The sequence below is a fragment of the Hymenobacter telluris genome (genome assembly GCF_017313265.1).
Taxonomy (GTDB): domain Bacteria; phylum Bacteroidota; class Bacteroidia; order Cytophagales; family Hymenobacteraceae; genus Hymenobacter; species Hymenobacter telluris.
Genome location: NZ_JAFLQZ010000006.1, coordinates 1 through 21,830, shown reverse-complemented (window position 1 = coordinate 21,830; position 21,830 = coordinate 1). Strand labels below are relative to the sequence as shown.

Here is a 21,830-nt window from a genome sequence, read left to right as displayed (position 1 = left end):
AGTCTGTGGCTGCCTTGCGTAGCAGAAAAGCAGCTACACCAACAGCCGCGCTTGGTGGGCAGCATTGAGCAGGGCCGGCGCGTTTTTGAGGGTAGCCAGCACCACTTCCTTGGCGGCCTGCTGAAGCTCGTCGCGGCTGATGTCGCGCACTTCTTCGCGTACCAACTCAGTAAGAGCATGCAGGGCGAATTGCAACGCCTGCTGCCGGGGCCGCTCGGCTCGCATTTCCTGACGAATCTCGGCCAGATGGGCCTGAATTTTCAGCCGCCGCAGGTGAAACACCGAGTCGCTGGCGACTTGGGGCTGGATGGTGTCGAGCAGCTTGAACAGCGGTAGCAGCTGGGTGGCAGTGGTAGCGGCCAGGCGCTTGCGGCGGCCGGGCGCAGCAGGTGGGGGCGTTGCATCAGGCAACTGTTCAGGACCGAGGAGGGACATCAGGCTACACCGGGTAATGCGGGCCACGAAGCGCGGCATTTTCAATACAAGATAGTAGTTCACCGGGAAAGTATTGCTGGCTCGCGTTGCCCCCACTCCGACTCGCCCCCGGAATGGGCTGGCAACGCCGATGTGGCGCGGCGTGGGGCCAGCCATTTGCGCAGCACCAAATGCGTAGGCAAATATGCCACCAAGAACAGCCCGGCCATCCAGGCTAGCAGGTACACCGGGGCGGGCAGCCACGTTTGCGGGTGGGCATCATCGAAGCCAAATACGTAGTTGATGTTGACGGGAATTTTGGGGTCGGGCAGGACGGTGCCAGCGGGCGGCAGGAAGAAATAGGCCACCAGACACAGTGCCCACGCCAGCCCGGTCCAGGCCCAGAGGGCGCGCCGGTCGTAGCCTAGGCGCTTCACTAGAAACACCAGCAGAAAGGGCAGCCAGCCGTGAAAGAACGACAGGCCGCGCAGAAACAACGAGCGGTTGGGGTCAAACATGTACGCCGTCATGCCAACCAAGTGCACCCCAAACAGCTCGCCCAGAAAATCAAGGCACCACAGCACCTGCGGCAGCAAAATCCCCACTGCTGCCATAGAGGCCGGCAGTTTCTTCTCGGTCCACAAACTGATCAAACAGAGCAGCAGCGAAATATCACAGAAGTAAAGAAAATTGGTGGGTCCGTAATTCACCCAGTACACGGGCACCATAACGGCCAAAAATGCAGTAAAAAGTAGTTTCAGTCCTAGTGGCAATCGGGCAGGCAGGCTTTTCATACAGTAGCTTCTTAGTGGTTAACTGTCGGGCCAGGGCACGCACCAGATGCGTAGCCGTGAATCGATGCGGGAAGTACCACTAAGAATCTGTGCTTACCTGATGAATTAATCTATTCATCAGACTTTACACCTGCCAATAAAAACCTGCTTAACAACTCTGCAAAGGATATTATCAAAAGAAATTCAGACTTTATAAATCACTTGAAACAGGTAGTTTCAACAGCAACCCGCCTGACCAATGGAGCCAAGCGGGTTGCTGTTGAAACTACTTTTGGTTGCCAAGAAGTGCTAGATGAAGTCGGTTATCTGGCTTACCCCTAAAGTTCGTTCGCGCGTGAAACCTTCGCCGAACTCCACCCCTATCAGGTGGCCAAACTCACGGGCTCGGGCCTCCATAAAATTGCTGAACTCCTGGCTCGACAAGTAGGTGGCGGGCTCCTGGCTGTTAGGGTTGAAGAATTGCGTTTGGTAGGCCTGAATAGAGGCCCACTTCGTTGGCCAATGCGCAGTAATGTCCACCACAAAGTCGGCCGGAATCTGGCGGTCTTGGATGTAGTGGTACACGTGCTTGGGGCGCCAGGCTGGTTGGGGTTGGCCATCGTCGCCCAGGGTTTCTATCATGCGCAGGCCGGCTAGAAAGCAAGCTTCGGAAGCCAGCTGCGCCCCGCGGCCGTGGTCGGGGTGCCGGTCGTGGATGGCGTTGCAAAGCACCACGTCGGGCTGATACCGCCGGATAGCCGCAATCAGCGGCAACTGATGTTCCCGGTCGTTGCGGAAAAAGCCGTCGGGCAGCCCCAGGTTTTCGCGGGCGCTCAGGCCCAGGATGCGGCTGGCCGCTTCAGCCTCCTGGGCCCGGATGGCCGGCGTGCCGCGCGTACCCAGCTCACCCCGCGTGAAATCCACAATGCCTACCTTTTTGCCGGCTGCTACGGCCGCTGCCAGCGTACCAGAGGCCGACATTTCCACATCGTCGGGGTGGGCTCCAAGAGCCAGAATATCAAGTTTCATTGAAATTGAATTGTTGATTGCTGCATCACTAAATAGGTAGCCATTCTGACGAGAATAGTAGCCCGGCCAGCTGTCCTACCAGGCAGCAATCAGCTATTGAAGTTATTTAATCCGCAGACTTCTGCCGATGCGCAACACGGCAGTACCGCCGTTCAGGCGCCGAATCTGGGCCTGTGACACCCCGTATTTATCAGCAATTTCCGACAGCGTATCTCCACTCCGGATTTTGTGGGTAACCACCCGCCGAGCGGCCGAAGGCTGGCTACGACTACTGCTGCGGGTAGCAGCCCCCGGTACGCTCCCCCCCCGGTACTTCAACGACCGGCTGTAGTAGTTGAACAGTGCCGACGTAATCTGGAAGTTGTCTTTGATAAGCCGATAATCGGGGAAATCATACATCCGCTCCGGGTCGATGGGGTTGCCTTCGTAACGGACCTCGAAGTGCAAGTGGGACCCGGAGCTGCGGCCGGTACTCCCGCCCCAGCCAATAAGCTGCCCGGCCTTCACGAAGGTACCAGGCGTTACCAGCGCTTTTTGCATGTGCCCATATAAGGTCTCGATGCCATTATAATGGCGCACCAGCAGGTAGTTGCCGTAGCCTGAGCCATCCCACTTACTGATGCGCACCACCCCGTCAAAAGCAGCCTTCACCGAGTCGCCGGTTTCCAGATCCAGGTCAACGCCATAGTGCCAGCGGGAGCCCCGGAAGCCGAAGTCCGACGTCATGGGGGTTTTCACCAGGGGCATTTTGGCGTAGCGTTGCCGCTCCGGTTCCGTAAGCCGCAGGTTCAGCGTGTCTTTGATGCGGCGCCCGTCTACGCGGTACGGGTTGATGTTGTGCGTGTCCCAGATGGCATAGTACCCCGCCACTTGAATCCAAGAAGAATCAATCTTGACCTCTTCTTTTATCTCCACAATGTGCTGTTCCCCCTCGTTCAACGACGACGTATCCTCGCTGACGATTGACAGCTTTTTGGCCGGATTGAAGAAGATGGATTTGGCCGCATCAGAGCCATCATCAGGCAGTTCCTGGGTTTCAATCAGGATAGTGGTGTCGGGCCGCACGTAGCGAATAATCGGCGACTTGATGCGGAAAAAGTCGCTTCGTTTTTTGGTAGTACCAGGCTTTGGTTTCGGCACCGGACGACGCTGGGCGTGCAGCTGGCCGGGCAAGCCAATGAACAGCCCGATCAGTAGCAGCGGCAGCAGCCAGTGTTTCACAAAATTTAGCAAGAGCAAAGCAATAAAGTGGTGAAATAGTGAGGTGGTGAAATGGTGAGATTCAGGAATTGACCGCTCAATCTGCGCATAAAGCACAATATGAACAGTCAACTCATGCCCTCACCATTTCACTATTTCACTGTTAATGGTCGCCGAGAGCCGCCAGGTAGCGCTCCGCATCCAAAGCAGCCATGCAACCTGAGCCGGCAGCCGTTACGGCCTGGCGGTAGGTATAGTCCTGCACGTCGCCGCAGGCAAATACACCATCCACGTTGGTTTTGGCCGTGCCGGGCAGGGTTTTCAGGTAGCCTTGCTCATCATGGTGCAGGTAAGGCTGGAATATTTTGGAGTTCGGCTCGTGGCCGATAGCCACAAAGAAGCCATCCACGGCCAGCTCGCGGGTTTCGTGGGTCAGGGCGTTTTTCACCCGCACTGCTTCTACGGCGTGCTCACCCAGAATTTCGTCGGTTACGGTGTTCCACAACACCTCAATCTTGGGGTTGTCGGTTACCCGCTTCTGCATGATTTTCGAGGCGCGCATCTCCCCTTTCCGTACAATCATGTACACCTTGCTGCATAGGTTGGCCAGATACGTAGCCTCTTCGGCAGCCGTGTCGCCGGCGCCCACAATGGCCACGTCTTTGCCGCGGTAGAAAAACCCGTCGCACACGGCACAGGCCGACACGCCCGAACCGTTGAGCCGCATTTCGGAAGGTAGCCCCAACCATTTGGCCGATGCCCCAGTGGCAATAATCACCGTATCGGCCGTCAGCTCCAGCTTTTCGTCGATAGTAACCTTATGTGGGTGCCCCGAAAAGTCAACCGCCGTGGCAATGCCGTAGCGAATATCCGTACCGAAACGAGCGGCCTGCTTTTTCAGGTCCTCCATCATTTCCGGCCCCATAATGCCATCGGGGTAGCCGGGAAAGTTTTCTACATCGTTGGTAATGGTGAGTTGGCCGCCGGGTTGCAGCCCCTGGTACATCACCGGCGACAAGTTGGCCCGAGCCGCGTAGATGGCCGCCGTGTACCCCGCCGGGCCGGAGCCAATAATCAGACACTTTATGTGTTCTGGGGTGGTATTCTCCATGAGAGTAAAAGTAGCGTAGGCTCGCGCCAGCGCCGTAAAAGTTAAAGTAGGATGGCAAAGGTAAGCGAGTAGAACGCAGTGGCCCTTGGTTTGCCGGTTTAGCTAGCGGGTTGCTACACTATAGTTGACCCCCAGGCGGGTTTTCACTTGTTACCGGCAATAAAGCAAGCTGTCATTCGCCAACAAAAAACCCCAACACTAGGGCCGGGGTTTTTATTGAATGGGGTAAAATAATTACCCCAAGTAAGGCTTCAGCGCTTTGGAGCGTGAAGTGTGGCGCAGACGACGAATAGCCTTTTCCTTGATCTGACGAACCCGTTCCCGCGTGAGGTTGAACTTTTCCCCGATTTCTTCCAGCGTGAGCGAGTGTTCCCCGTTCAAACCGAAATAGAGCGTAATAACGTCGGCTTCGCGCTTGGTGAGGGTGCTCAGGGCACGCTGCACTTCCTTGCGAAGCGAGTCGTTCATCAGGCCGGTATCCGGCGACTCTTCATCTTCGTTTTCCAGCACGTCGAGCAGGCGGTTTTCCTCGCCTTGCACGAACGGAGCATCAACAGATACGTGGCGGCCCGAAATTTTCAGGGTATCTACCACTTCCGAAGTGGTCAGTTCCAGTACTTCGGCAATTTCCTCGGGCGAAGGCTCCCGCTCGAATTTCTGCTCTAGCTCCGAAAACGACTTGCTGATTTTATTGAGCGAACCTACCCGGTTAAGGGGCAGACGCACAATGCGCGACTGCTCAGCCAAGGCTTGCAAAATGGACTGGCGAATCCACCACACAGCATAAGAAATAAACTTAAAACCGCGGGTTTCATCGAAACGCTTAGCGGCTTTAATCAAGCCAAGGTTTCCCTCGTTGATCAAATCCCCCAGCGACAATCCTTGATTCTGATATTGCTTAGCTACCGATACCACGAAACGCAGGTTGGCTTTGGTAAGCTTTTCCAACGCTTGCTGGTCGCCTTCCTTGATGCGCTGCGCCAGCGTCACCTCCTCGTCGGGCGTGAGCAGATCCACTTTACCAATTTCCTGGAGGTATTTATCCAGCGACTGGCTTTCGCGGTTGGTGATCTGCTTGCTGATTTTTAACTGTCTCATTGCGGGCGCGAGAAGTATGTATTTCTGAAATTGATAAACGTCCGAAAACCCAATCTACGGGTACCGATCAGTTGTTAGCAACGTATCAGTACCCGCGAAAGTTCTACAAGTGGCTACTGGGCCGTACCGTTCTGTTCGGTTGTCCGTTCCGGCTTCGGCAAAAGCACCTTGCGCGACAAACGATACTTGCCCGTTTTCTTGTCGATATCAAGCAGTTTCACGTCAATTTCCTGCCCTACTTCCAGCACGCCTTCCAGCGCCGAGAGGCGCTCATGCGATACTTCCGAAATGTGCAGCAGTCCGTCTTTGCCCGGCATAATCTCCACGAAAGCGCCGTATGGCTGAATGCTACGCACTTTGCCTTTGTAGGTTTCCCCCACTTCTGGCGTAGCAGCAATGGCCTGAATCCGGCTGATGGCCGCCTGCATGTCTTCCTTGTTGGAAGCGTAAATGCTCACGTGGCCTTTTTCGTCCTTCTCCTCGATGATAACCGTGGCGTTGGTGTCTTTCTGGATTTGCTGAATCACCTTGCCGCCGGGCCCGATAACGGCACCGATGTACTCCTTATCGATGAGCATCTTGTGAGAACGGGGCGTATGCGGCTTGAGGTCGGCGGCCGGCGCATTGATGGTTTTGGCCATCTCGCGCAGGATGTGCAACCGGCCCTCACGTGCCTGGTGCAAGGCAGCCGTCAGAATTTCGTTGCTCAAACCCTGGATTTTAATGTCCATCTGGCAAGCTACGATACCCTTCTCGGTGCCGGTTACTTTGAAGTCCATGTCGCCGAGGTGGTCTTCGTCGCCGAGAATGTCGCTCAATACAGCGTATTCACCGGTTTCTTTGTCTTGTACCAAGCCCATAGCAATGCCTGCTACAGCGGCCCGCACTTTCACGCCAGCATCCATCAGCGCCAATGAACCAGCGCATACCGTGGCCATCGAGCTAGAGCCGTTCGACTCCAGAATGTCCGACACGATGCGGATGGTATAAGGATTCTCGTCGTCGGAAGGCAGCACGCGCTTTAAAGAGCGCAGGGCCAGATTACCGTGGCCAATTTCGCGGCGGCCAGGGCCCCGGTTCGGCTTCACTTCACCAGTCGAGAAGGCCGGGAAGTTGTAGTGCAGCATGAACTTACTGTAACCCGACTGCATCGCCGAGTCAATGATTTGCTCGTCGAGCTTAGTGCCGAGGGCTACCGTGGTCAAAGACTGGGTTTCGCCGCGGGTAAACAAGGCCGAACCATGCGCGCCAGGCAAGTAGTTGATTTCCGACCAGATAGGACGAATTTCGGTGAGCTTACGACCATCGAGGCGGGTGCGCTCCTTGATCATCATGTCGCGGATAGCTTTCTTCTCGGCCGATGAATAATAACGGCCGAACTGCTTCATATCCAACTCAGGCTGCTCGGCAACCAGTTGCTGCAAGAACTGCTCCCGCACGCCGCCGAAGCCTTTTTTGCGGCCGGCTTTGCTGGTATCACCCAACTGGGCCACTTTGTAAGCCAAGTCGTAGATGCCCTGCGTAACGCGGGATTTGAGGTCTTCGTTTTCCTCGTATTTAGGATACTCGCGCTTGATTTGCGCCTTCTCTACAGCAGCAGCCAGCTCGCTTTGCACGCGGCACTGCTCCTTGATGGCCTCGTGAGCGTAGGCAATGGCTTCCACCATTTCCTCTTCGCTTACTTCGTTCATCTCGCCTTCCACCATAGCCACCGAATCGGCCGTAGCACCTACAATCAGGTCGATGTCGGCGCGGGCAATATCGGCCGTTTTGGGGTTGATTTGCAGCTTACCGTCGATGCGAGCTACCCGCACTTCGGAAATGGGGCCGGCAAACGGAATGTCGGAAATAGTAATGGCCGCAGAAGCAGCCAGTGCGGCCAGCGCGTCGGGCTGCACGTCCTTATCGGCCGAAATCAGCGAAATCAGCACCTGCACCTCATAGTGATAATCCTTGGGGAACATCGGGCGCAGAATGCGGTCCACAATGCGGCACACCAGAATTTCGTAATCGGACAGGCGGCCTTCGCGGCGCTGGAACGAACCGGGAATCTTACCAGCCCCACCAAATTTCTCTTGGTAATCAACTGACAGCGGCAGGAAATCCACGTCGCCGCGCGCGCTCGGCTGCGACACCACCGTCGCCAGCAGCATGGCATCACCTAGGCGCACCACCACGGCGCCATCGGCGAATTTGGCCAGTTTGCCGGTTTCAATGGAAATCTGCCGGCCATCCGGCAGGGTAATGTGTTTGGTAACCGCGTTGTAGTTGGGCATCTTCTATTTGCTTGGAAGCGACAGCGGGCGAGCAGCCGAAAAAACAGGGCCCTCGAAGGCCCTATTTTGCTCTGAAAATTATTCTCTGGAATATAACAGCCGAGTGCGGGGAAAGGTACCCAACCCGGCAAAAAAAGAGCAGGGAACCTTCCGATGAAGAAAGGCTCCCTGCTCCAACGGGGCGGGTTACTTACGAATACCCAGCTCCTTGATGATGGCACGGTAGCGGTTGATTTCGCGGTGCTGGAGGTAGTCCAGCATCCGGCGGCGCTTACCAACAAGTTTCAACAAACCCAGGCGGGTCGAGAAGTCCTTCTTGTTAACTTTCAAGTGCTCCGTGAGGTGCGTGATGCGGTGCGTGAACAGCGCAATTTGTGCTTCGGCCGAACCGGTGTCGGTGGCCACTTTTTGCAGGCTGTTTTTCTCGAAAATGGCCTGTTTTGCTTCGGTTGTAAGTTTCATCGGCAGATAGGTTTTCCCCGTCTTGGATATAAAAATGAAAAAAATGTCACCCCGCACCTCGAGGTGGCCGCAAAGGTACGAAAAATAGTTTCTAGTTGTGAGTTGTTGGGTGTCAGTTGAGAAGTATCCGTACGCCCTGACACCCAACAACTCACACCGTCCGCTTATATCCGCGGAAAGGCCAGCGGATTTTGGCGGGCAGTTTGTCCCACAGGTTCCATTCCCACAGGCCTGAGTCGTTACGAGCTTGGTAGAGAAAGAACAAGCCGAACGGCAGCAGAATCAGAGTTGACATCCACATGCCAAAATCAACGGGCATTACGCCTTCCCGGCCATACTTCTCCCCGATAATGGAGAAGATATAATAGATGATAAAAAACAAGATGGACACCAGAATAGGCACACCCAAACCGCCCTTTTTGATGATGGCGCCCAACGGTGCCCCAATCAAAAACATCAGCAGAATAGCCGCCGACTGCACGTACTTGCGGTAGACTTCGATGCGGTAATTGCCGGTTTCCTTTGCCAGATTGGCCAGCCGCTCCCCGGTACTCCCCGCAAAGGCGCGCACATTGCGCGCTCGATTAGCGGCCTGTTCCATAGTACTCACGCTCACCACTGGCAGCTTAGCCACCGGCACCTGCCACTGCTCCACCCGATGGTTGGCGGCCTGCCCAGTGGTATCGAAGCGCAGATACGTGTAGTAAGGCGACACCATGCGGGGTACCTGGTGCTGCTCGGTACGCAGCCGGTTTTGCAAAGAATCGATGAAATTGTGCAGCTGCCCCACATTTTTCATCATTTTATTGTCTTCAAACAACTCTTCCTTGGTCCGGTTCAGATCGAAAGAGGCCAGCGAAAACGTAATCATGTTGCGGCTGAAGGCCTGCCGAATAAAGCTAGCGCCGGCCCGGCTGTTAGCATCGGGCTGTTCTACGTAGCTCTGGCCCCGAAACAGCTCCAACCCCAAGTACTGGCCGCCGAACCGGGTGAACATCCGGCCCGAATCAGCCAGAATCACGCGCATATTGCCCGAGCCCTGGGTGTGGTCATAAATCATGATGCCCATCAGGATGTCGCCATCTTCGCCCAGCTTGTCGTTCACCTTAATGGTATAACCGGGGATACCATTGTAGAAAACGCCGGGCCGAATATCAAGGGCTAGTTTCTGTTGGCGCAAATCCCAAAGCAGGCTGTACGCCCGCAGGTTGGCCTTCGGCACAATGTTGTTATTGAACCAGAATGCAAACACGGCCAGCAGAATACTGGTAATCAGCACGGGCCGCAGAATGCGCGTTAGAGAAATACCCGACGTTTTGATGGCAGTTAACTCGTGGTGTTCCCCCAAGGTACCAAACGTCATGAGCGACGAAAGCAGCACCGCCAGTGGCATCGACACCGGCACCATGAGCACGCTGAAGTAGAACAGTAACTGCCCAATAATATCGAAACCCAGGTCTTTGCCCACTAGGTCGTCGAGATACTTGAGCATGTATTGGGTGAGCAGAATGAACTGCACTACCGCAAACGTGAGCAGGAACGGGCCAGCGAAGGCCTGCAGAATCAGCTTATCGAGTTTTTTCATGTTATGCTACAAACTGCCCCATTCTGCGGGGCTAGTTATCGGAGCAGCCACCGACCAAGAAACGAAGGTACTATCCGTTTCGCGTGTGCTCTATGCCCGTAGCTGAAAACGTAGCTAGCCCCCTACCTGTTCCCGAAGCTTTTGCGCTAGTCCCTCCCACATTTCCTGCAACTCCTCCTCGTCCGTCTCCTCCGAGTAATCCATCACCCGCACGTATACTTCCTGGGTTAGCTGCGACTCTTCGAGGCTGAAATCAAGAAAATTGGCATCCGGCGTGTGGCGCTTGTTGGCGTCGAGAAATACAAAGCGCACCGAGCGGTTGGTGCGGTGCGAGTTCATTTCGGCGTAGTGGGGCTGATTGTCCCAGATGAAATTGAAGCGGTGGTCTTCGTCGATTCTTACATCCTGGCAAAACCACTGCGACAGGCCAGAGGCCGATGCCAAGTAGGGATACAGAATTTTGGGCGACGCATTGACGGGAAATTCCACCGTAAACCGGTGTTTGCGACGAGTAGCGGAGAGAGGCATAAGCTGAAGAAACTAAAATAGGCACTTTCTAGCAGGCGGAAACTGCCAGAATGCAGCCAATATACATGAGTTTTTTTCAAGGCAGCACTTGCACCAGAACAAATATAGTTGCTACCTTTGCGGCACCAAAAACCCGGCGGGGTAGCTCAGTTGGTTAGAGCACAGGATTCATAACCCTGAGGTCACGAGTTCAACTCTCGTCCCCGCTACTTGCAAAAATGGCCTCTCCGCAATGGAGAGGCCATTTTTTGTTACTTGTTATTTTTTTATCGTAGAATTATCACAACACCATATATCCGCTCGAGTACGAACCCCGGCTTTTTGACGCTGATGGCGACATAAGCAAACGGTGGTATATCGACTACCGGATCTGGAGATGTGCTGCTGCTGGCCGTGCACTGCGCCAACTACTACATTACTATGATGCCGGCCGCGGCCTAGGTGCTGTGCCCAGTTAACTCGTTTTACCCCGTACCCCTTATGCGCCATCTGTTCCTCGTATCGCTATTGAGCCTGGCCGGGGTGCTGGGTGCCTGTAAAAAGAATGACCCGGAACCCGCGCTGGAGGGCCACTGGACGCCGGAAAACAGTACCCTCTACTACTACGATGGGGCTGGTACGCTCACGCACCAGGAAGAGCGTGCCGGCTTTCAGTACTCGAAAATGGCCATCACGAAAGACTCGCTAATCTACCGCTATCAAAACACTAATGTAATGATGCTTAATAGCGGCCCCATCATTCGCCAAGGAACTAGCAGTTTTTCCTTCTTCTCTTTCAATACCACCTACCACGTGCTCATCAAGGAGCTGACGGACGACAAACTGGTGTTGCGCTTCAAGATTACGGTACCGCCCCGGCCAACGGCGCCGGGTGGGCCTTATACCGAGCACGAAGAAATCTACTCCCGTTAAGCCCATACCGTTATGCGCCACCAGTATCTGCTGTTGCTCGTTACCCTCCGCCTGGGGGCAGGCCTTTCCAATGCTCACGCCCAGCAAGCGCCAGCCGCCGCCGCGCCCGCCAAACCGATGTACGGGTCGGCGCGCATCTGGCTGGCTAACACCGACTACTGCCACCTCGGGCTGGCCGATGGCGTCACGCCCACGCGCACGTTTGACTATCTGGAGGAAAATGGCAAGAGACGGCGCTTTACCGACGAAGCAGCGGCCCTCAACTTCCTCTACCAGCTGGGCTGGGACGTACAGCCATTGGGCGTTACTAGCGACGGTATCATACATTATTTCCTGCTCAAGCGCCGCCTGCTGTAGCCGCGGCCGGTGCTAGCTTTAAACCGGCCTTTTCCTGTTTCTCTATTTCAACCTATGCGCATACTTCTATCCGCTCTCTTCTTAACCGCCGGCTGCCTGCTCAGCGCCGCGCCCCAGGCCACCGCCCAAGCCGTGGCCCCCACTAAGCAATGGGACAAGACGTTTGGTGGGAGCGGAATTGAGTATGTGGATGGCATCCGGCAAACTAGTGATGGTGGCTATATCATAGGAGGCACTTCATTCTCTGGCATCAGTGGCGACAAAACCCAGGCCAGTCAAGGTGATTCCGATTACTGGATCGTCAAGGTGGATGCCAGCGGCACCAAACAGTGGGATCGAAGCTTTGGGGGAACAGCGCAAGATATTCTATATAGCCTCCAACAAACCAGTGACGGCGGTTATATTCTGGCCGGACAAAGTGATTCCGGAATCGGTGGCGATAAGACGCAAGCCAGCCAGGGTTCTTTTGACTATTGGGTAATCAAGCTTGATGCCAGCGGCACTAAACAATGGGACCGAAGCTTTGGGGGCAACACGTCCGATTACTTGTATAGCGTCCAACAAACCACTGATGGAGGGTATGTGCTGGGCGGGCATTCTTATTCCGGAGTCACTGGGGATAAAACACAACCTAATCGGGGGCTCGCTGATTACTGGATCGTCAAGGTGGACGCTAGTGGCACCAAACAATGGGATAAGACCTTCGGGGGTTCCAGCGAAGATTTAAGTTCTACCCTCCAGCAAACCAGTGATGGCGGCTATATAATCGGCGGAGCATCCGAATCCGGTAGCAGCGGCGACAAAACGCAACCCAGGCAAGGTCTCTCCGATTATTGGATCGTCAAACTCGATGCGAGCGGCAGCAAACAATGGGACCGTTCTTTTGGGGGGAGCGACGACGACTATCTCCAGAGCCTGCAGCAACCCAGCGACGGCGGCTATATTCTCGCGGGTAGCTCGTCCTCCGGTAGTAGCACGGATAAGACGCAAGCCAGCCAAGGCGGAGTTGACTACTGGGTACTCAAGCTCGATGCCAGCGGCGCCAAGCAATGGGACCGCACAATTGGAGGAAGCAATAATGACGTTTTGAATGCTATTCAGCAAACCAGTGATGGGGGCTACATTTTGGGCGGTAAGTCTAATTCCAGTATTGGTGGTGATAAGACGCAAGCCAGTCAAGGAAGTAGGGACTATTGGCTAGTTAAGCTCAGTATGAATGGCACTAAGCTTTGGGACCGTACTTTTGGAGGAAATTCGGAGGATGCCTTTGAAGCGCTTCAGCAAACCAGTGACGGCGGCTATATCCTAGCGGGCTGGAGTGAATCGGGTATCAGTGGTGATAAAACGCAAGCCAGTCAAGGTTCCTTTGACTGCTGGATAGTCAAACTCAGCGCCGCGCCTCTAGCTACCACGGCCGCTACTATTAGCCCGGCGCTGTCGGCCTACCCCAACCCCGCCCGCACCCAGCTCACCCTGCGCGGCCCGCTCGGCACGCCCTACCAGCTGCTCAACCAACTCGGTCAGGTCATGCTGTCGGGCAAGCTCACCAACCAGCCCCTGGACGTGCACTCCCTGCCTGCCGGCCTCTACCTGCTGCGCGACCAGACCACCGGCCGCATCACCCAGCTCGTGAAAGAGTAAGATCTACGGCAGGTTGGTCATTGCCAGGAATATACCTTTCTTTCTATCTCCTTATCTCCTCTATATGAATCAATTAGTACTCTCCCTGCTGTTTGCCGCCGCCTGCCTGCTTGGCAACGCCTATTACGCCACCGCCCAAACCCAGACTCCTCTCGTACAATGGGACCGTACCTTTGGCGGCACTGCAGCCGATGAGTTGTACGCAACAGTGCTCACCAGCGATGGGGGCTACATTGTAGGGGGAGCTTCTAGATCGGGCATCAGCGGCGACAAAACCCAACCTAGTCAAGGAGACTATGACTATTGGATCGTCAAGATGAGTGCCACCGGTGTCAAGCAGTGGGAACGCTCATTCGGCGGTACGGACCAAGATATTCTTTTTACGCTGCAACAAACCAGCGATGGGGGCTATATCCTGGGCGGCATATCGTACTCCGGTATCGGCGGCGACAAAACCCAGGCGAATCAGGGCATCATGTACGATTACTGGGTAGTTAAGGTGGATGCCAGTGGCACCAAGCAATGGGATAGAACCTACGGCGGCACGGCAGCCGATGAACTCAGAACTCTGCAACAAACTAGCGATGGGGGCTACATTCTCGCGGGCTACACCAGTTCCCCCGATGTTATCGGATCATCATTTCCCTTTTCAGTTCCCGCCGATTATTGGCTCATCAAGGTGGATGCCAACGGCACCAAGCAGTGGGACCGCACCTTTGGTGGATCCAATAGCGACTATCTCTCTACCCTGGTGCAAACCAGCGACGGGGGCTACCTACTCGGAGGCAACTCTACTTCTCCCATTAGCGGCGATAAGACCCAACCTAGCCAGGGCAGCCAAGGCAGCCCGGACTATTGGGTAGTTAAAGTAGATGCTAGTGGCACCAAGCAGTGGGATAGGACCTTCGGCGGCACGAACGTAGAAAGCTTATCGAGTCTGCAGCCAACCAGCGACGGTGGTTACATCCTAGGGGGCTATTCTTATTCGCCCATCGGCGGCGATAAAACGCAACCCAACCCAGGCTATACTAGCTTCTGGGTAGTGAAAGTGGATGCTAGTGGCACCAAGCAATGGGATAGGACCTTCGGCGGCACGGGCCGAAATGAGCTCTATGCGTTGCAACAAACCAGCGATGGGGGCTATATCCTAGGCGGCCAATCCGACTCCTCTATCAGCGGCGATAAAACGCAGGCCAGTCTAGGCGGGGATGATATGTGGCTGGTTAAGGTGGATGCCAACGGCACCAAGCAATGGGATAAAACGATTGGCGGCAGCGGGGGTGATTATATCCTTCGCATTCAGCTCACTACGGATGGAGGCTACTTCCTTGCAGGCTCCTCCACCTCTGGCATCAGCGGCGACAAAACCCAGCTCAATTACGGTGGCAAAGACTATTGGGTCGTCAAGCTGGGCGCCGCTCCGCTGGCCACTACGGCCGCTACTACCCGCCCAGCCCTGTCGGCCTACCCTAACCCCACCCGCACCCAGCTCACCTTGCGCGGCCCGCTCGGCACGCCCTACCAGCTGCTCAACCAACTCGGTCAGGTCATGCTGTCGGGCAAGCTCACCAACCAGCCCCTGGACGTGCACTCCCTGCCTGCCGGCCTCTACCTGCTGCGCGACCAGACCACCGGCCGCACCACCAAGCTCGTGAAAGAGTAGGCGACTTAGTGCTTGCAGAAGCCTGCCGGGTAGCCGCTACAACCCGTGCCAGTAGCTCGGCCGTGGTATCGCCGCGAATTTTCGTTAGCTTACTAGGGCCAGCCCGCGCTGCCCCATCTTACCCTTTCTTATTCTTCCCTTTACCCTACAATTCCATGAGCAAGTATTTATCGATCATAGGCGCCGCCCTGCTGTTGGGCGCCGCCAGTTGCCAGGACAAAGACGAGGCGCCCGCTGCCCCCAAGCTAGAGGGCAGCTGGACGCACGAGAGTACCACCCAATACAGCTATGATGCCGGCGGCAGATTAGTTTCCACTAAAGGCCCCGAGCCGTTCCCCATTCCTTACCGGCTTGACATCACGGCCGACAGCATTTTTATCGTAATTACCTCTCCTCCCGTCTATAAAGCGAGTGCTAAGGGCTACAAGCGGCAAGGAAACAATCTAATATATGCCCACAATCCTGTTTCGGTTGAAATCAAAGAATTGACGGCCCACACCTTGGTGCTTTACACCAAGGGGCCTCCCGCCTATGGGACTATCATTCCCTATCAGATAGATGAGGAAGAACGCTTCACGCGGTAACACGTCTGAAGCGCAGTGGCCGCACCACCAAGCGCGTGAAAGAGTAGTCTCGCTGCGGCCTGGTTATCTTGCCTGCCGGAATCTCCACGCACGCAGTGAAAAACAGGCAGAATTTTTATCACAATTTTATCACAAACAGCCCCAAAAGCTGCATCGGCTTCACCGCCAAAACTGCTTCTATTGCGCGGAAATGGCCTTTCGCTTTTGTGGCAACTAATTCAACTCTCGTCCCCGCTACAAGAAAAGGCCTTCCTAATTCAGGGAGGCCTTTTTCGTTTTTCCAGGGGCTACTTTAGGGGACGGAGTTCAACATGCAATATTGGTAAAGCCCCTGATTGCCTGCAGTCTGGCTCCAGATTCTTACACTGTACCTTCTGCTTCTTATCCGACAGTGAACTATGTCAGCTTTGGCAAGTAGGTAAAACGTGGCTTTAGCACCGTACATATTGCTGCTATTGTTAGCTAGCAAGCGGTTATTGAACCCTCTACTCTCATATCCACTCGTTTATGTTTGCTGCCACCAAGCGGACCATTACTCTATGGTTAGCCCTGTTTTGGCTCTTTGGATTACCGGCCCTCGCCCAAGGAGAATTCAACACCTGGTATTTTGGACGGCAGGCCGGGCTGCTCTTCTCCAATACTGGCGTGCAGGTACTCACTGACGGAGCGCTAATTTCGGGCGAAGGCTGTGCTTCCATCTCGGATGCGCAAGGTCAGCTGCTCTTCTACACCAACGGTATTACAGCCTGGAACCGCCAGCACCAGGTGATGACCAATGGCCAAGGGCTTGGTGGCTTCGAGGATCCGATTCGCTCCGAGTTACCTCCTAATTCCGCTACCCAAGGGGTAACCATTGTGCCGCTACCCGGAGCGGCCAGACAGTATTACGTTTTCACTGTTGACGCTGCCGAAAACGGCTTACAACGAGGCCTGCAGTACTCCGTAATTGACATGAACCGCCAAGGTGGCCTCGGCGAAGTGGTGCGTAAGGCTGTTCCGGTGCCGGTGCCTCTACCCGAGAAGCGTCTCACCGAAAAGTTGGTGGCCGTACGGCATGCCAACCAACGGGATATGTGGATTGTGGTACACGGCTGGAACAGCAACATCTTTTTGAGTTACTTGCTGACAGTCAACGGGTTCACGCTCCCCCCTGTGCAGTCCGCCGGAGGCATTGTCCATCAAGGTGGAGCTAATTTACGCAGCGACTATAATGCCGTCGGCTACATGAAGGTCTCGCCCACGGGCCAGCGCTTAGCAGTAGCACAGTTCAGCGGAGCCGTGGAAGTGTTTGATTTCAACTATGGCACGGGCGTAGTATCGGGGCCGCGCCGCCTGCCGGATGTTTCCCGCGCAATAGCGCAGAACTATTACGGGCTGGAGTTTTCTCCCAATGGGCAGCTGCTGTACGTTAGCTCCTCTCCTAGCCTCTATCAGTATGACTTACTCGGCGGGGGCGTAACGGAAATCACCCGGATTCCCTTTGCGCCGGTAGGAGCAAATTCGGCGTTAGGAGCCCTGCAACTTGGCCCAGACCAGAAGATTTACGGCGCATTGTACGCTGCCTTCATGAATTCGAACGGGGTCTGCGTGATCAACTCACCGAATACGCCTGGCCTAGGCTGCGGCTATCAATTCAATGCCGTGGCAGGATTCTCGCCCGGCCACAACAGCCAACTGGGGTTGCCCAACGTACTCGTACGCCCCCCCGTACCGGGGCAGCTACTCGTCAACTTCGGCCTCCTGCGCTCTGAGCTTTGCCTGGGACAGGCAGCAGTATTTACGGCCTCTATTTACCCGGAAATTCCTGATGCCATTGTCACCTGGAACTTTGGTGAGCCAGCCGCAGGACCTGCCAATACGGCCGCTGGATACACGGCTACGCACCAATACGCCGCAGTTGGCACCTACACAACAACGATGACGGTACGGGAAGTGAGCGGCGCTACCCATACGTACACCCAAACCGTAACAATCTTGCCCTACACCCAGGCGCGGCTGAGCGTAGAATCAGCCGCGCTCTGTAGCGGTACGCCAGCCGTGCTGCGGGTCACACCAGTGCAACCACTGGGCACGACCTTCCGCTGGCAAGATGGTTCTACGGCCGCTCAGTACACTGCCACCCGTAGCGGACGCTACTGGGTGGAAGTAACGGCCCCGCAGCGGTGCCCGATTCGGGATTCCGTTAACCTGTCGTTTTTACCAATTCCCTCGGTTTCGTTAGGCCCCGATCAAACCATTTGTGCCGACCAGCAAGTGGTCCTCGCCCCGACTGGACAACCCCTTGGCAGTACCTACCGGTGGCAAGACGGCAGCACCGCGCCTAGCTTTACCGCTACGGCCCCCGGAACGTATGCCGTTACGGTTACCTCTCGGGATGGCTGCTCCAGCCAAGCACAAGTACAATTGCGCTTCGGCGACGACTGCCCTCTGCTGATTCCCAACGTCATTACCCCAAACGGCGACACGAACAACGAAACGTTCAGGCTGGTTGGACTCGAACCTAACGTATGGGACATACAGGTTTACAACCGATGGGGCAAGCGCGTGTATGAACAAGCGCAGTACAGTGGCCAATGGGCAGCAACTGGCCTGCCCGACGGCGTGTACTATTATTTGCTTGTGCACTCAAGTACGGGCCGGCGCCTCAAAGGCTGGGTGGAAGTGATTCGCTGAACAGCTTGCTTGCTGACATTTCGCTCATGCGTGTTCTGCTAGTTAGGCACATCACTGAACTCGCCGGTGATAACCGCCTGAGGAATACCGAATTGGTTGGTTGCCGTACCCGCAAAGGCCCCCGTCCATTTGCCACTCCGGGTTCCCAGTGTACCCTGCACTGAAAGCCCCCACGTGAGGTTGTTGGCCGAGTCGGTAAAGCGGATAGAAATAATGCGGTATTCGGAATCTGGCCGGCCAGGCCCCTTAAGAAAGTCTATTTGCACATGCTCTCTCCCCGAAGTGCTGCTGGTATCTCTCCCTTCGATGCTCAGTACGTCAAAGGTGTTCGTTACTAATGAGCCGGGCTGGTAACGCGCAGTGGCCGAGTGAGAGCGGGATTGGCCATTCACTTGGTAGCTGATTATACTCTTGCCTACATTAGCTACAGGCTGCGGATCGACCTGTTTTTTCTCCGTGCTACAGCCCGCAGCTAGCAGCAAAGCGCCTATCAACAGTAATAGTTTACTCATAATGATAATAGTACGCAAAAAGGCATAATCCCGCTAAACATTCGACTTTGTACGCACCTTATCCTTGCTGCTATTCTATAGCAACCAGGCCAGTACAATCCACTTACCTGGCCGCTCGGCTTCGTAATTCCGGACTGTCTGCCGCAGGATGACCTACTACCATCCCGGCCCTCGTGTGCTACTACTTAGCTATTGCCTGGTTGGTTGCCTGGTTCTCATTAAAGCTCCAAACGGGTTATGTCACGTTTGGTCCCTATTTGTGCCGAGCTACAAGTAAGTGGCAGCGCAGGTTAGCGTAAGTAATTCTTACAGTATCAGCCAAGCAATAGTAGTTGTGATGAGGAGGGCTGGCTCAATTACACAGCTAGTTTGGAACCGGTTTTCAACGTGGGTGGGGCTAGATAACCGAGGGCCGCATGCTACCGTTCGGCGTTGTAATGCGCGCGGTACTAGCTGATTACTAGGAGTGGCTGCGCTCGGGTTGCAGAAACTGCTGCCGTTTACCAAGGACCTGAAGCCAGGAAAGCAGAAAACCGGCCAGGTAACCCGACCGTATGCGGAGGCCCACCCACTTGTTGAAATGGAAAATATATACCCCCGCCTACAGCAATTGCGCGCGGAGCTGGAAGGCAGCGCCACCTCCCCCGAACATGGCCTGTCGGTGCTTTATGCCATCCGGCGCGAACTGCTGCGCCACTACCACGAGATGCCGTTTGCCCAATTGCTGATCTGCCCGCCTGAGCTGCGTGACCAGTTCTACAAAAACCAGCTGGCGCTGCAACAGGCACCGGCTTTTCCGGCACCCAGCGCCAGCGCGCAGTTTGCCAGCACCGTGCAAGCCCTGAGCGTACTCGAGCAAGTTGCCACCTGTAGGCGCAAGCAGGAGCAGTTACTCGCTTAAGGCAGTAGCGCTAGCCAGCAGGTAGGCGGTGCGGGCCTGAGTTAAGCAGTGGTTGCCAAGCACCAGCAGGCGCACCTTGCGCAAGCGGCTCACTTGCAGACAGCAACAGCCCCTCCCACGGAGCCCCACTAATGGAATTTTACCACCGGTTCCTGCATATGATTAGCTTCCTTGATGTTAGTACCAGCATCGGTTTGGGCGCAAGATACCCTACCGCTACCAGGCACTACTAGCCACCCAATTCGGGCCACTGCCACTATGAATCCTCACGGATTGCAACTTGCCACTTCTACCGTGCTCTACCGCCAGCTGCGGGATACCCTAACCGGCTGCCCCGCCAGCTTCCTACGCCCTCATGACGCCGTTATTATTCGTCAGCTAGCACATCAGGCCTGGCTGAAGGCTGTAGTACGTGGCACCAGAAACCTCCATTACTCCTCCAACACCGCCACCTATTGCGTGCCCAAATCCGGGGCACTCAGTGCTAGCACATTTATTTTTTTCTGACACAGCAGATTCGCTGAATCTGCTGTGTCAGAAAATACTTTCCCATTTTTTCAATTGCAACCAATTACAACCTGCTCATCAAGGAGTTAACGAACAATAGGCTGGTCTTGCGCTTCAAAGTCACCACCCCGTTCAGCCCAACGGCACCAGTCGCCCCTTACACCAAGCACAAAGAAATTTATTCTCGCCGACTGCTTGCCGCTAAGTCTTCACGTATTTAGTATTGCTGTTGTGCTGGGACGTGGTGCTGGACGGCAGACATAATCAACTTACTACTCCACTCTCTCATGCCCCAATTCATTGAAGTAACGCACCTAGCAAACGGCCAGCAACAGCTCATCAACACCGATTACGTGGTGCGCATTGTGCCAGCCGGGCAACACACGCTCTTAAGCTTCAACGGCTTTTTAGAAAAGGAATACCCCAATTTTTTGGTGCAGGAATCCTACGACACGGTACGCAATTTGCTCAATGGTGTGGGCTAGAGGCTAAGCAAGGCTTCTATGCTACTTAGTTTATGAAGCACTTACTCCTTCCTATTGCTCGCTCTTGGCATTAGTGCGGCCCTGCCAGCCGCCCAAGCTCAGCAAGCGCCTGCCGTGGCTACTGCGGCGCCGCCTATGTACGGGGTTGCCCGCATCTGGCAGTTAGGCTCGTACTGTCAGCTCTCCCTCTCCGATGGCGTAACCCCCACTCGCGAGTATGATTACGTGCAGGAAAACGGCAAAGCGCGCCGTTTTCCCGACGAAGCCGCCGTCCTCAATTATCTCTACGCGCTTGGTTGGGAAGTGCTGCCCAATGGCGTGCATGAGGATCGTTACCGCTATTTGCTCAAGCGCCGCACGCCGTAGCCCTACACATAGAGAAACCCTGCCTGGTGTTGGTGGTAAGCACAATTGATGGTGACGCACCCTGTAGAGGCTATATCTGCTTTCGTGGCAACCCATTCAACTTTTGTTCCTGATGCTTGTTAAAAGCGGCCTCTCTGTAGTGGAGAGGCCGCTTTTTGTTTTTTAGAACACACTCAAGGCGTAGCGTGAGTGGAATCATATAAATATACAGTAGTCGCTGTGCTTCAATCAATTAAGCTGGCTGGCTGCGTCTCGCAACGGGCCGTGGGTACTATGGGCTGGTATCACCCGATAGTTTTTAGGCTTTACCTCGTTTTTGCCTTACCGTGTCCGTTTGTTCGGTAACGCTTCCGACCTTCTACCGTGCTAAAAGCTTACCCAAGCATGATTGGCTTTTAGTGTTTCAGCTTACTTATTCACGACTTTATTTGCTTCTACCACTTCATAGTCTAACGAGCTTAGTTTGGCTAACTAAAGTGTGCTAGCTATTTTAGCTGACTCGCTTAGTTTGTTAGAAATGGCTGCCAAAAGAAAAAACCCGCAAACTGTTGTGTTAGACCCTGTTGTAGCGGAAGAAGCGGACGTCATGGATTCCGTGGCCGATGCCGCCGATGAAGTTGCTTACGATGATGGGGTTGCCTCTAGTTGCCCGACGTGTGGCGAATTATTGGCTTGGCATGAAGAAGCTTGCCAAGCCGTTTCGGTGCCTTCACCTAAGCCGGCCCTCGCTACGCCGGAGGAAGCTACCGAAAC

The 21,830-nt window shown here is 55.0% G+C and carries 21 protein-coding genes and 1 tRNA gene; 11 read left to right on the top strand and 11 right to left on the bottom strand.

The genetic code is table 11. The features are described from left to right. Nucleotides 1-33: 33 nt before the first annotated feature. The 10 genes from J0X19_RS10995 to J0X19_RS10950 form a co-directional block, all read right to left on the bottom strand. Complete coding sequence (locus J0X19_RS10995) at nt 34-498, bottom strand: hypothetical protein (RefSeq protein WP_206984412.1); 465 nt, start codon at nt 496-498, stop codon at nt 34-36. Next, nucleotides 495-1,208 (bottom strand): membrane-associated protein, encoded by a 714-nt coding sequence (locus J0X19_RS10990; RefSeq protein ID WP_206984411.1) that lies wholly within the window; start codon nt 1,206-1,208, stop codon nt 495-497. The genes J0X19_RS10995 and J0X19_RS10990 overlap by 4 nt, the downstream gene beginning before the upstream one ends. Before the next feature lie 288 nt (nt 1,209-1,496). Next, nucleotides 1,497-2,216, bottom strand: coding sequence for a bacillithiol biosynthesis deacetylase BshB1 (bshB1, locus tag J0X19_RS10985; protein ID WP_206984410.1), 720 nt, complete (start codon nt 2,214-2,216; stop codon nt 1,497-1,499). 102 nt (nt 2,217-2,318) lie between these two features. Beyond that, on the bottom strand, nt 2,319-3,437 hold the full coding sequence (locus J0X19_RS10980) for a M23 family metallopeptidase (protein WP_317194768.1): 1,119 nt from the start codon (nt 3,435-3,437) through the stop codon (nt 2,319-2,321). A 142-nt stretch (nt 3,438-3,579) separates the two neighbouring features. Beyond that, the gene (gene trxB / locus J0X19_RS10975) at nt 3,580-4,527 is read right to left on the bottom strand and encodes a thioredoxin-disulfide reductase (RefSeq protein WP_206984409.1); all 948 of its coding nucleotides are present in this window, start codon (nt 4,525-4,527) and stop codon (nt 3,580-3,582) included. 234 nt (nt 4,528-4,761) lie between these two features. Next, nucleotides 4,762-5,625 (bottom strand): sigma-70 family RNA polymerase sigma factor, encoded by an 864-nt coding sequence (locus J0X19_RS10970; protein ID WP_022823752.1) that lies wholly within the window; start codon nt 5,623-5,625, stop codon nt 4,762-4,764. A gap of 113 nt (nt 5,626-5,738) precedes the next feature. Beyond that, the gene (gene pnp, locus J0X19_RS10965; protein ID WP_206984408.1) at nt 5,739-7,901 is read right to left on the bottom strand and encodes a polyribonucleotide nucleotidyltransferase; all 2,163 of its coding nucleotides are present in this window, start codon (nt 7,899-7,901) and stop codon (nt 5,739-5,741) included. A 186-nt stretch (nt 7,902-8,087) separates the two neighbouring features. Then, nucleotides 8,088-8,363 carry a 30S ribosomal protein S15 gene (rpsO, locus tag J0X19_RS10960; RefSeq protein ID WP_022823754.1) on the bottom strand — a complete coding sequence of 92 codons (276 nt, stop codon included), beginning with the start codon at nt 8,361-8,363 and terminating at the stop codon, nt 8,088-8,090. 151 nt (nt 8,364-8,514) lie between these two features. After that, on the bottom strand, nt 8,515-9,948 hold the full coding sequence (locus J0X19_RS10955) for an LptF/LptG family permease (RefSeq protein ID WP_206984407.1): 1,434 nt from the start codon (nt 9,946-9,948) through the stop codon (nt 8,515-8,517). A gap of 114 nt (nt 9,949-10,062) precedes the next feature. Further along, nucleotides 10,063-10,476, bottom strand: coding sequence for an START-like domain-containing protein (locus J0X19_RS10950; protein ID WP_206984406.1), 414 nt, complete (start codon nt 10,474-10,476; stop codon nt 10,063-10,065). Between the two features lie 135 nt (nt 10,477-10,611). On the opposite strand from J0X19_RS10950, the gene J0X19_RS10945 reads away from it, so the two are divergent. The 7 genes from J0X19_RS10945 to J0X19_RS10915 all read left to right on the top strand — a co-directional run bounded on the left by J0X19_RS10945 (nt 10,612) and on the right by J0X19_RS10915 (nt 18,306). Continuing rightward, nucleotides 10,612-10,685 (top strand) — tRNA-Met (locus J0X19_RS10945). A gap of 271 nt (nt 10,686-10,956) precedes the next feature. After that, entirely contained in the window at nt 10,957-11,388 is a 432-nt protein-coding gene (locus tag J0X19_RS10940; protein ID WP_206984405.1) for a hypothetical protein, read from the top strand. A 12-nt stretch (nt 11,389-11,400) separates the two neighbouring features. Then, nucleotides 11,401-11,745 (top strand): hypothetical protein, encoded by a 345-nt coding sequence (locus J0X19_RS10935; protein ID WP_206984404.1) that lies wholly within the window; start codon nt 11,401-11,403, stop codon nt 11,743-11,745. A 54-nt stretch (nt 11,746-11,799) separates the two neighbouring features. After that, nucleotides 11,800-13,386, top strand: a complete 1,587-nt coding sequence (locus J0X19_RS10930; RefSeq protein ID WP_206984403.1) for a T9SS type A sorting domain-containing protein — start codon at nt 11,800-11,802, stop codon at nt 13,384-13,386. 64 nt (nt 13,387-13,450) lie between these two features. Further along, the gene (locus J0X19_RS10925; RefSeq protein WP_206984402.1) at nt 13,451-15,049 is read left to right on the top strand and encodes a T9SS type A sorting domain-containing protein; all 1,599 of its coding nucleotides are present in this window, start codon (nt 13,451-13,453) and stop codon (nt 15,047-15,049) included. A gap of 155 nt (nt 15,050-15,204) precedes the next feature. Further along, a complete protein-coding gene (locus J0X19_RS10920) occupies nt 15,205-15,633 on the top strand; it encodes a hypothetical protein (protein ID WP_206984401.1) in 429 nt (142 codons plus the stop codon). 507 nt (nt 15,634-16,140) lie between these two features. Next, on the top strand, nt 16,141-18,306 hold the full coding sequence (locus J0X19_RS10915; protein WP_206984400.1) for a T9SS type B sorting domain-containing protein: 2,166 nt from the start codon (nt 16,141-16,143) through the stop codon (nt 18,304-18,306). A 38-nt stretch (nt 18,307-18,344) separates the two neighbouring features. On the opposite strand, the gene J0X19_RS10910 is transcribed toward J0X19_RS10915, so the two are convergent. Next, nucleotides 18,345-18,818, bottom strand: a complete 474-nt coding sequence (locus J0X19_RS10910; RefSeq protein ID WP_206984399.1) for a hypothetical protein — start codon at nt 18,816-18,818, stop codon at nt 18,345-18,347. Between the two features lie 580 nt (nt 18,819-19,398). Between J0X19_RS10910 and J0X19_RS10905 the strand changes: the two genes are divergently transcribed. From J0X19_RS10905 to J0X19_RS10890, 4 genes are all read left to right on the top strand, one after another. Then, a complete protein-coding gene (locus J0X19_RS10905; protein ID WP_206984398.1) occupies nt 19,399-19,719 on the top strand; it encodes a hypothetical protein in 321 nt (106 codons plus the stop codon). Between the two features lie 794 nt (nt 19,720-20,513). Continuing rightward, complete coding sequence (locus tag J0X19_RS10900) at nt 20,514-20,711, top strand: hypothetical protein (RefSeq protein WP_206984397.1); 198 nt, start codon at nt 20,514-20,516, stop codon at nt 20,709-20,711. Between the two features lie 54 nt (nt 20,712-20,765). Continuing rightward, the gene (locus J0X19_RS10895) at nt 20,766-21,077 is read left to right on the top strand and encodes a hypothetical protein (RefSeq protein ID WP_206984396.1); all 312 of its coding nucleotides are present in this window, start codon (nt 20,766-20,768) and stop codon (nt 21,075-21,077) included. A gap of 478 nt (nt 21,078-21,555) precedes the next feature. Then, a partial coding sequence (locus J0X19_RS10890) for a hypothetical protein (RefSeq protein ID WP_206984395.1) occupies nt 21,556-21,830 on the top strand: 275 nt, incomplete at its 3' end.

Excerpts from the sequence above, each read along its gene's own strand:
- J0X19_RS10990 (WP_206984411.1), bottom strand. The coding sequence starts at position 1,208 with ATGAAAAGCCTGCCTGCCCGATTGCCACTAGGACTGAAACTACTTTTT.
- bshB1 (WP_206984410.1), bottom strand. The coding sequence starts at position 2,216 with ATGAAACTTGATATTCTGGCTCTTGGAGCCCACCCCGACGATGTGGAA.
- trxB (WP_206984409.1), bottom strand. The coding sequence starts at position 4,527 with ATGGAGAATACCACCCCAGAACACATAAAGTGTCTGATTATTGGCTCC.
- J0X19_RS10970 (WP_022823752.1), bottom strand. The coding sequence starts at position 5,625 with ATGAGACAGTTAAAAATCAGCAAGCAGATCACCAACCGCGAAAGCCAG.
- pnp (WP_206984408.1), bottom strand. The coding sequence starts at position 7,901 with ATGCCCAACTACAACGCGGTTACCAAACACATTACCCTGCCGGATGGC.
- rpsO (WP_022823754.1), bottom strand. The coding sequence starts at position 8,363 with ATGAAACTTACAACCGAAGCAAAACAGGCCATTTTCGAGAAAAACAGC.
- J0X19_RS10955 (WP_206984407.1), bottom strand. The coding sequence starts at position 9,948 with ATGAAAAAACTCGATAAGCTGATTCTGCAGGCCTTCGCTGGCCCGTTC.
- J0X19_RS10950 (WP_206984406.1), bottom strand. The coding sequence starts at position 10,476 with ATGCCTCTCTCCGCTACTCGTCGCAAACACCGGTTTACGGTGGAATTT.
- J0X19_RS10940 (WP_206984405.1), top strand. The coding sequence starts at position 10,957 with ATGCGCCATCTGTTCCTCGTATCGCTATTGAGCCTGGCCGGGGTGCTG.
- J0X19_RS10935 (WP_206984404.1), top strand. The coding sequence starts at position 11,401 with ATGCGCCACCAGTATCTGCTGTTGCTCGTTACCCTCCGCCTGGGGGCA.
- J0X19_RS10930 (WP_206984403.1), top strand. The coding sequence starts at position 11,800 with ATGCGCATACTTCTATCCGCTCTCTTCTTAACCGCCGGCTGCCTGCTC.
- J0X19_RS10925 (WP_206984402.1), top strand. The coding sequence starts at position 13,451 with ATGAATCAATTAGTACTCTCCCTGCTGTTTGCCGCCGCCTGCCTGCTT.
- J0X19_RS10920 (WP_206984401.1), top strand. The coding sequence starts at position 15,205 with ATGAGCAAGTATTTATCGATCATAGGCGCCGCCCTGCTGTTGGGCGCC.
- J0X19_RS10915 (WP_206984400.1), top strand. The coding sequence starts at position 16,141 with ATGTTTGCTGCCACCAAGCGGACCATTACTCTATGGTTAGCCCTGTTT.
- J0X19_RS10910 (WP_206984399.1), bottom strand. The coding sequence starts at position 18,818 with ATGAGTAAACTATTACTGTTGATAGGCGCTTTGCTGCTAGCTGCGGGC.
- J0X19_RS10905 (WP_206984398.1), top strand. The coding sequence starts at position 19,399 with ATGGAAAATATATACCCCCGCCTACAGCAATTGCGCGCGGAGCTGGAA.
- J0X19_RS10900 (WP_206984397.1), top strand. The coding sequence starts at position 20,514 with ATGCCCCAATTCATTGAAGTAACGCACCTAGCAAACGGCCAGCAACAG.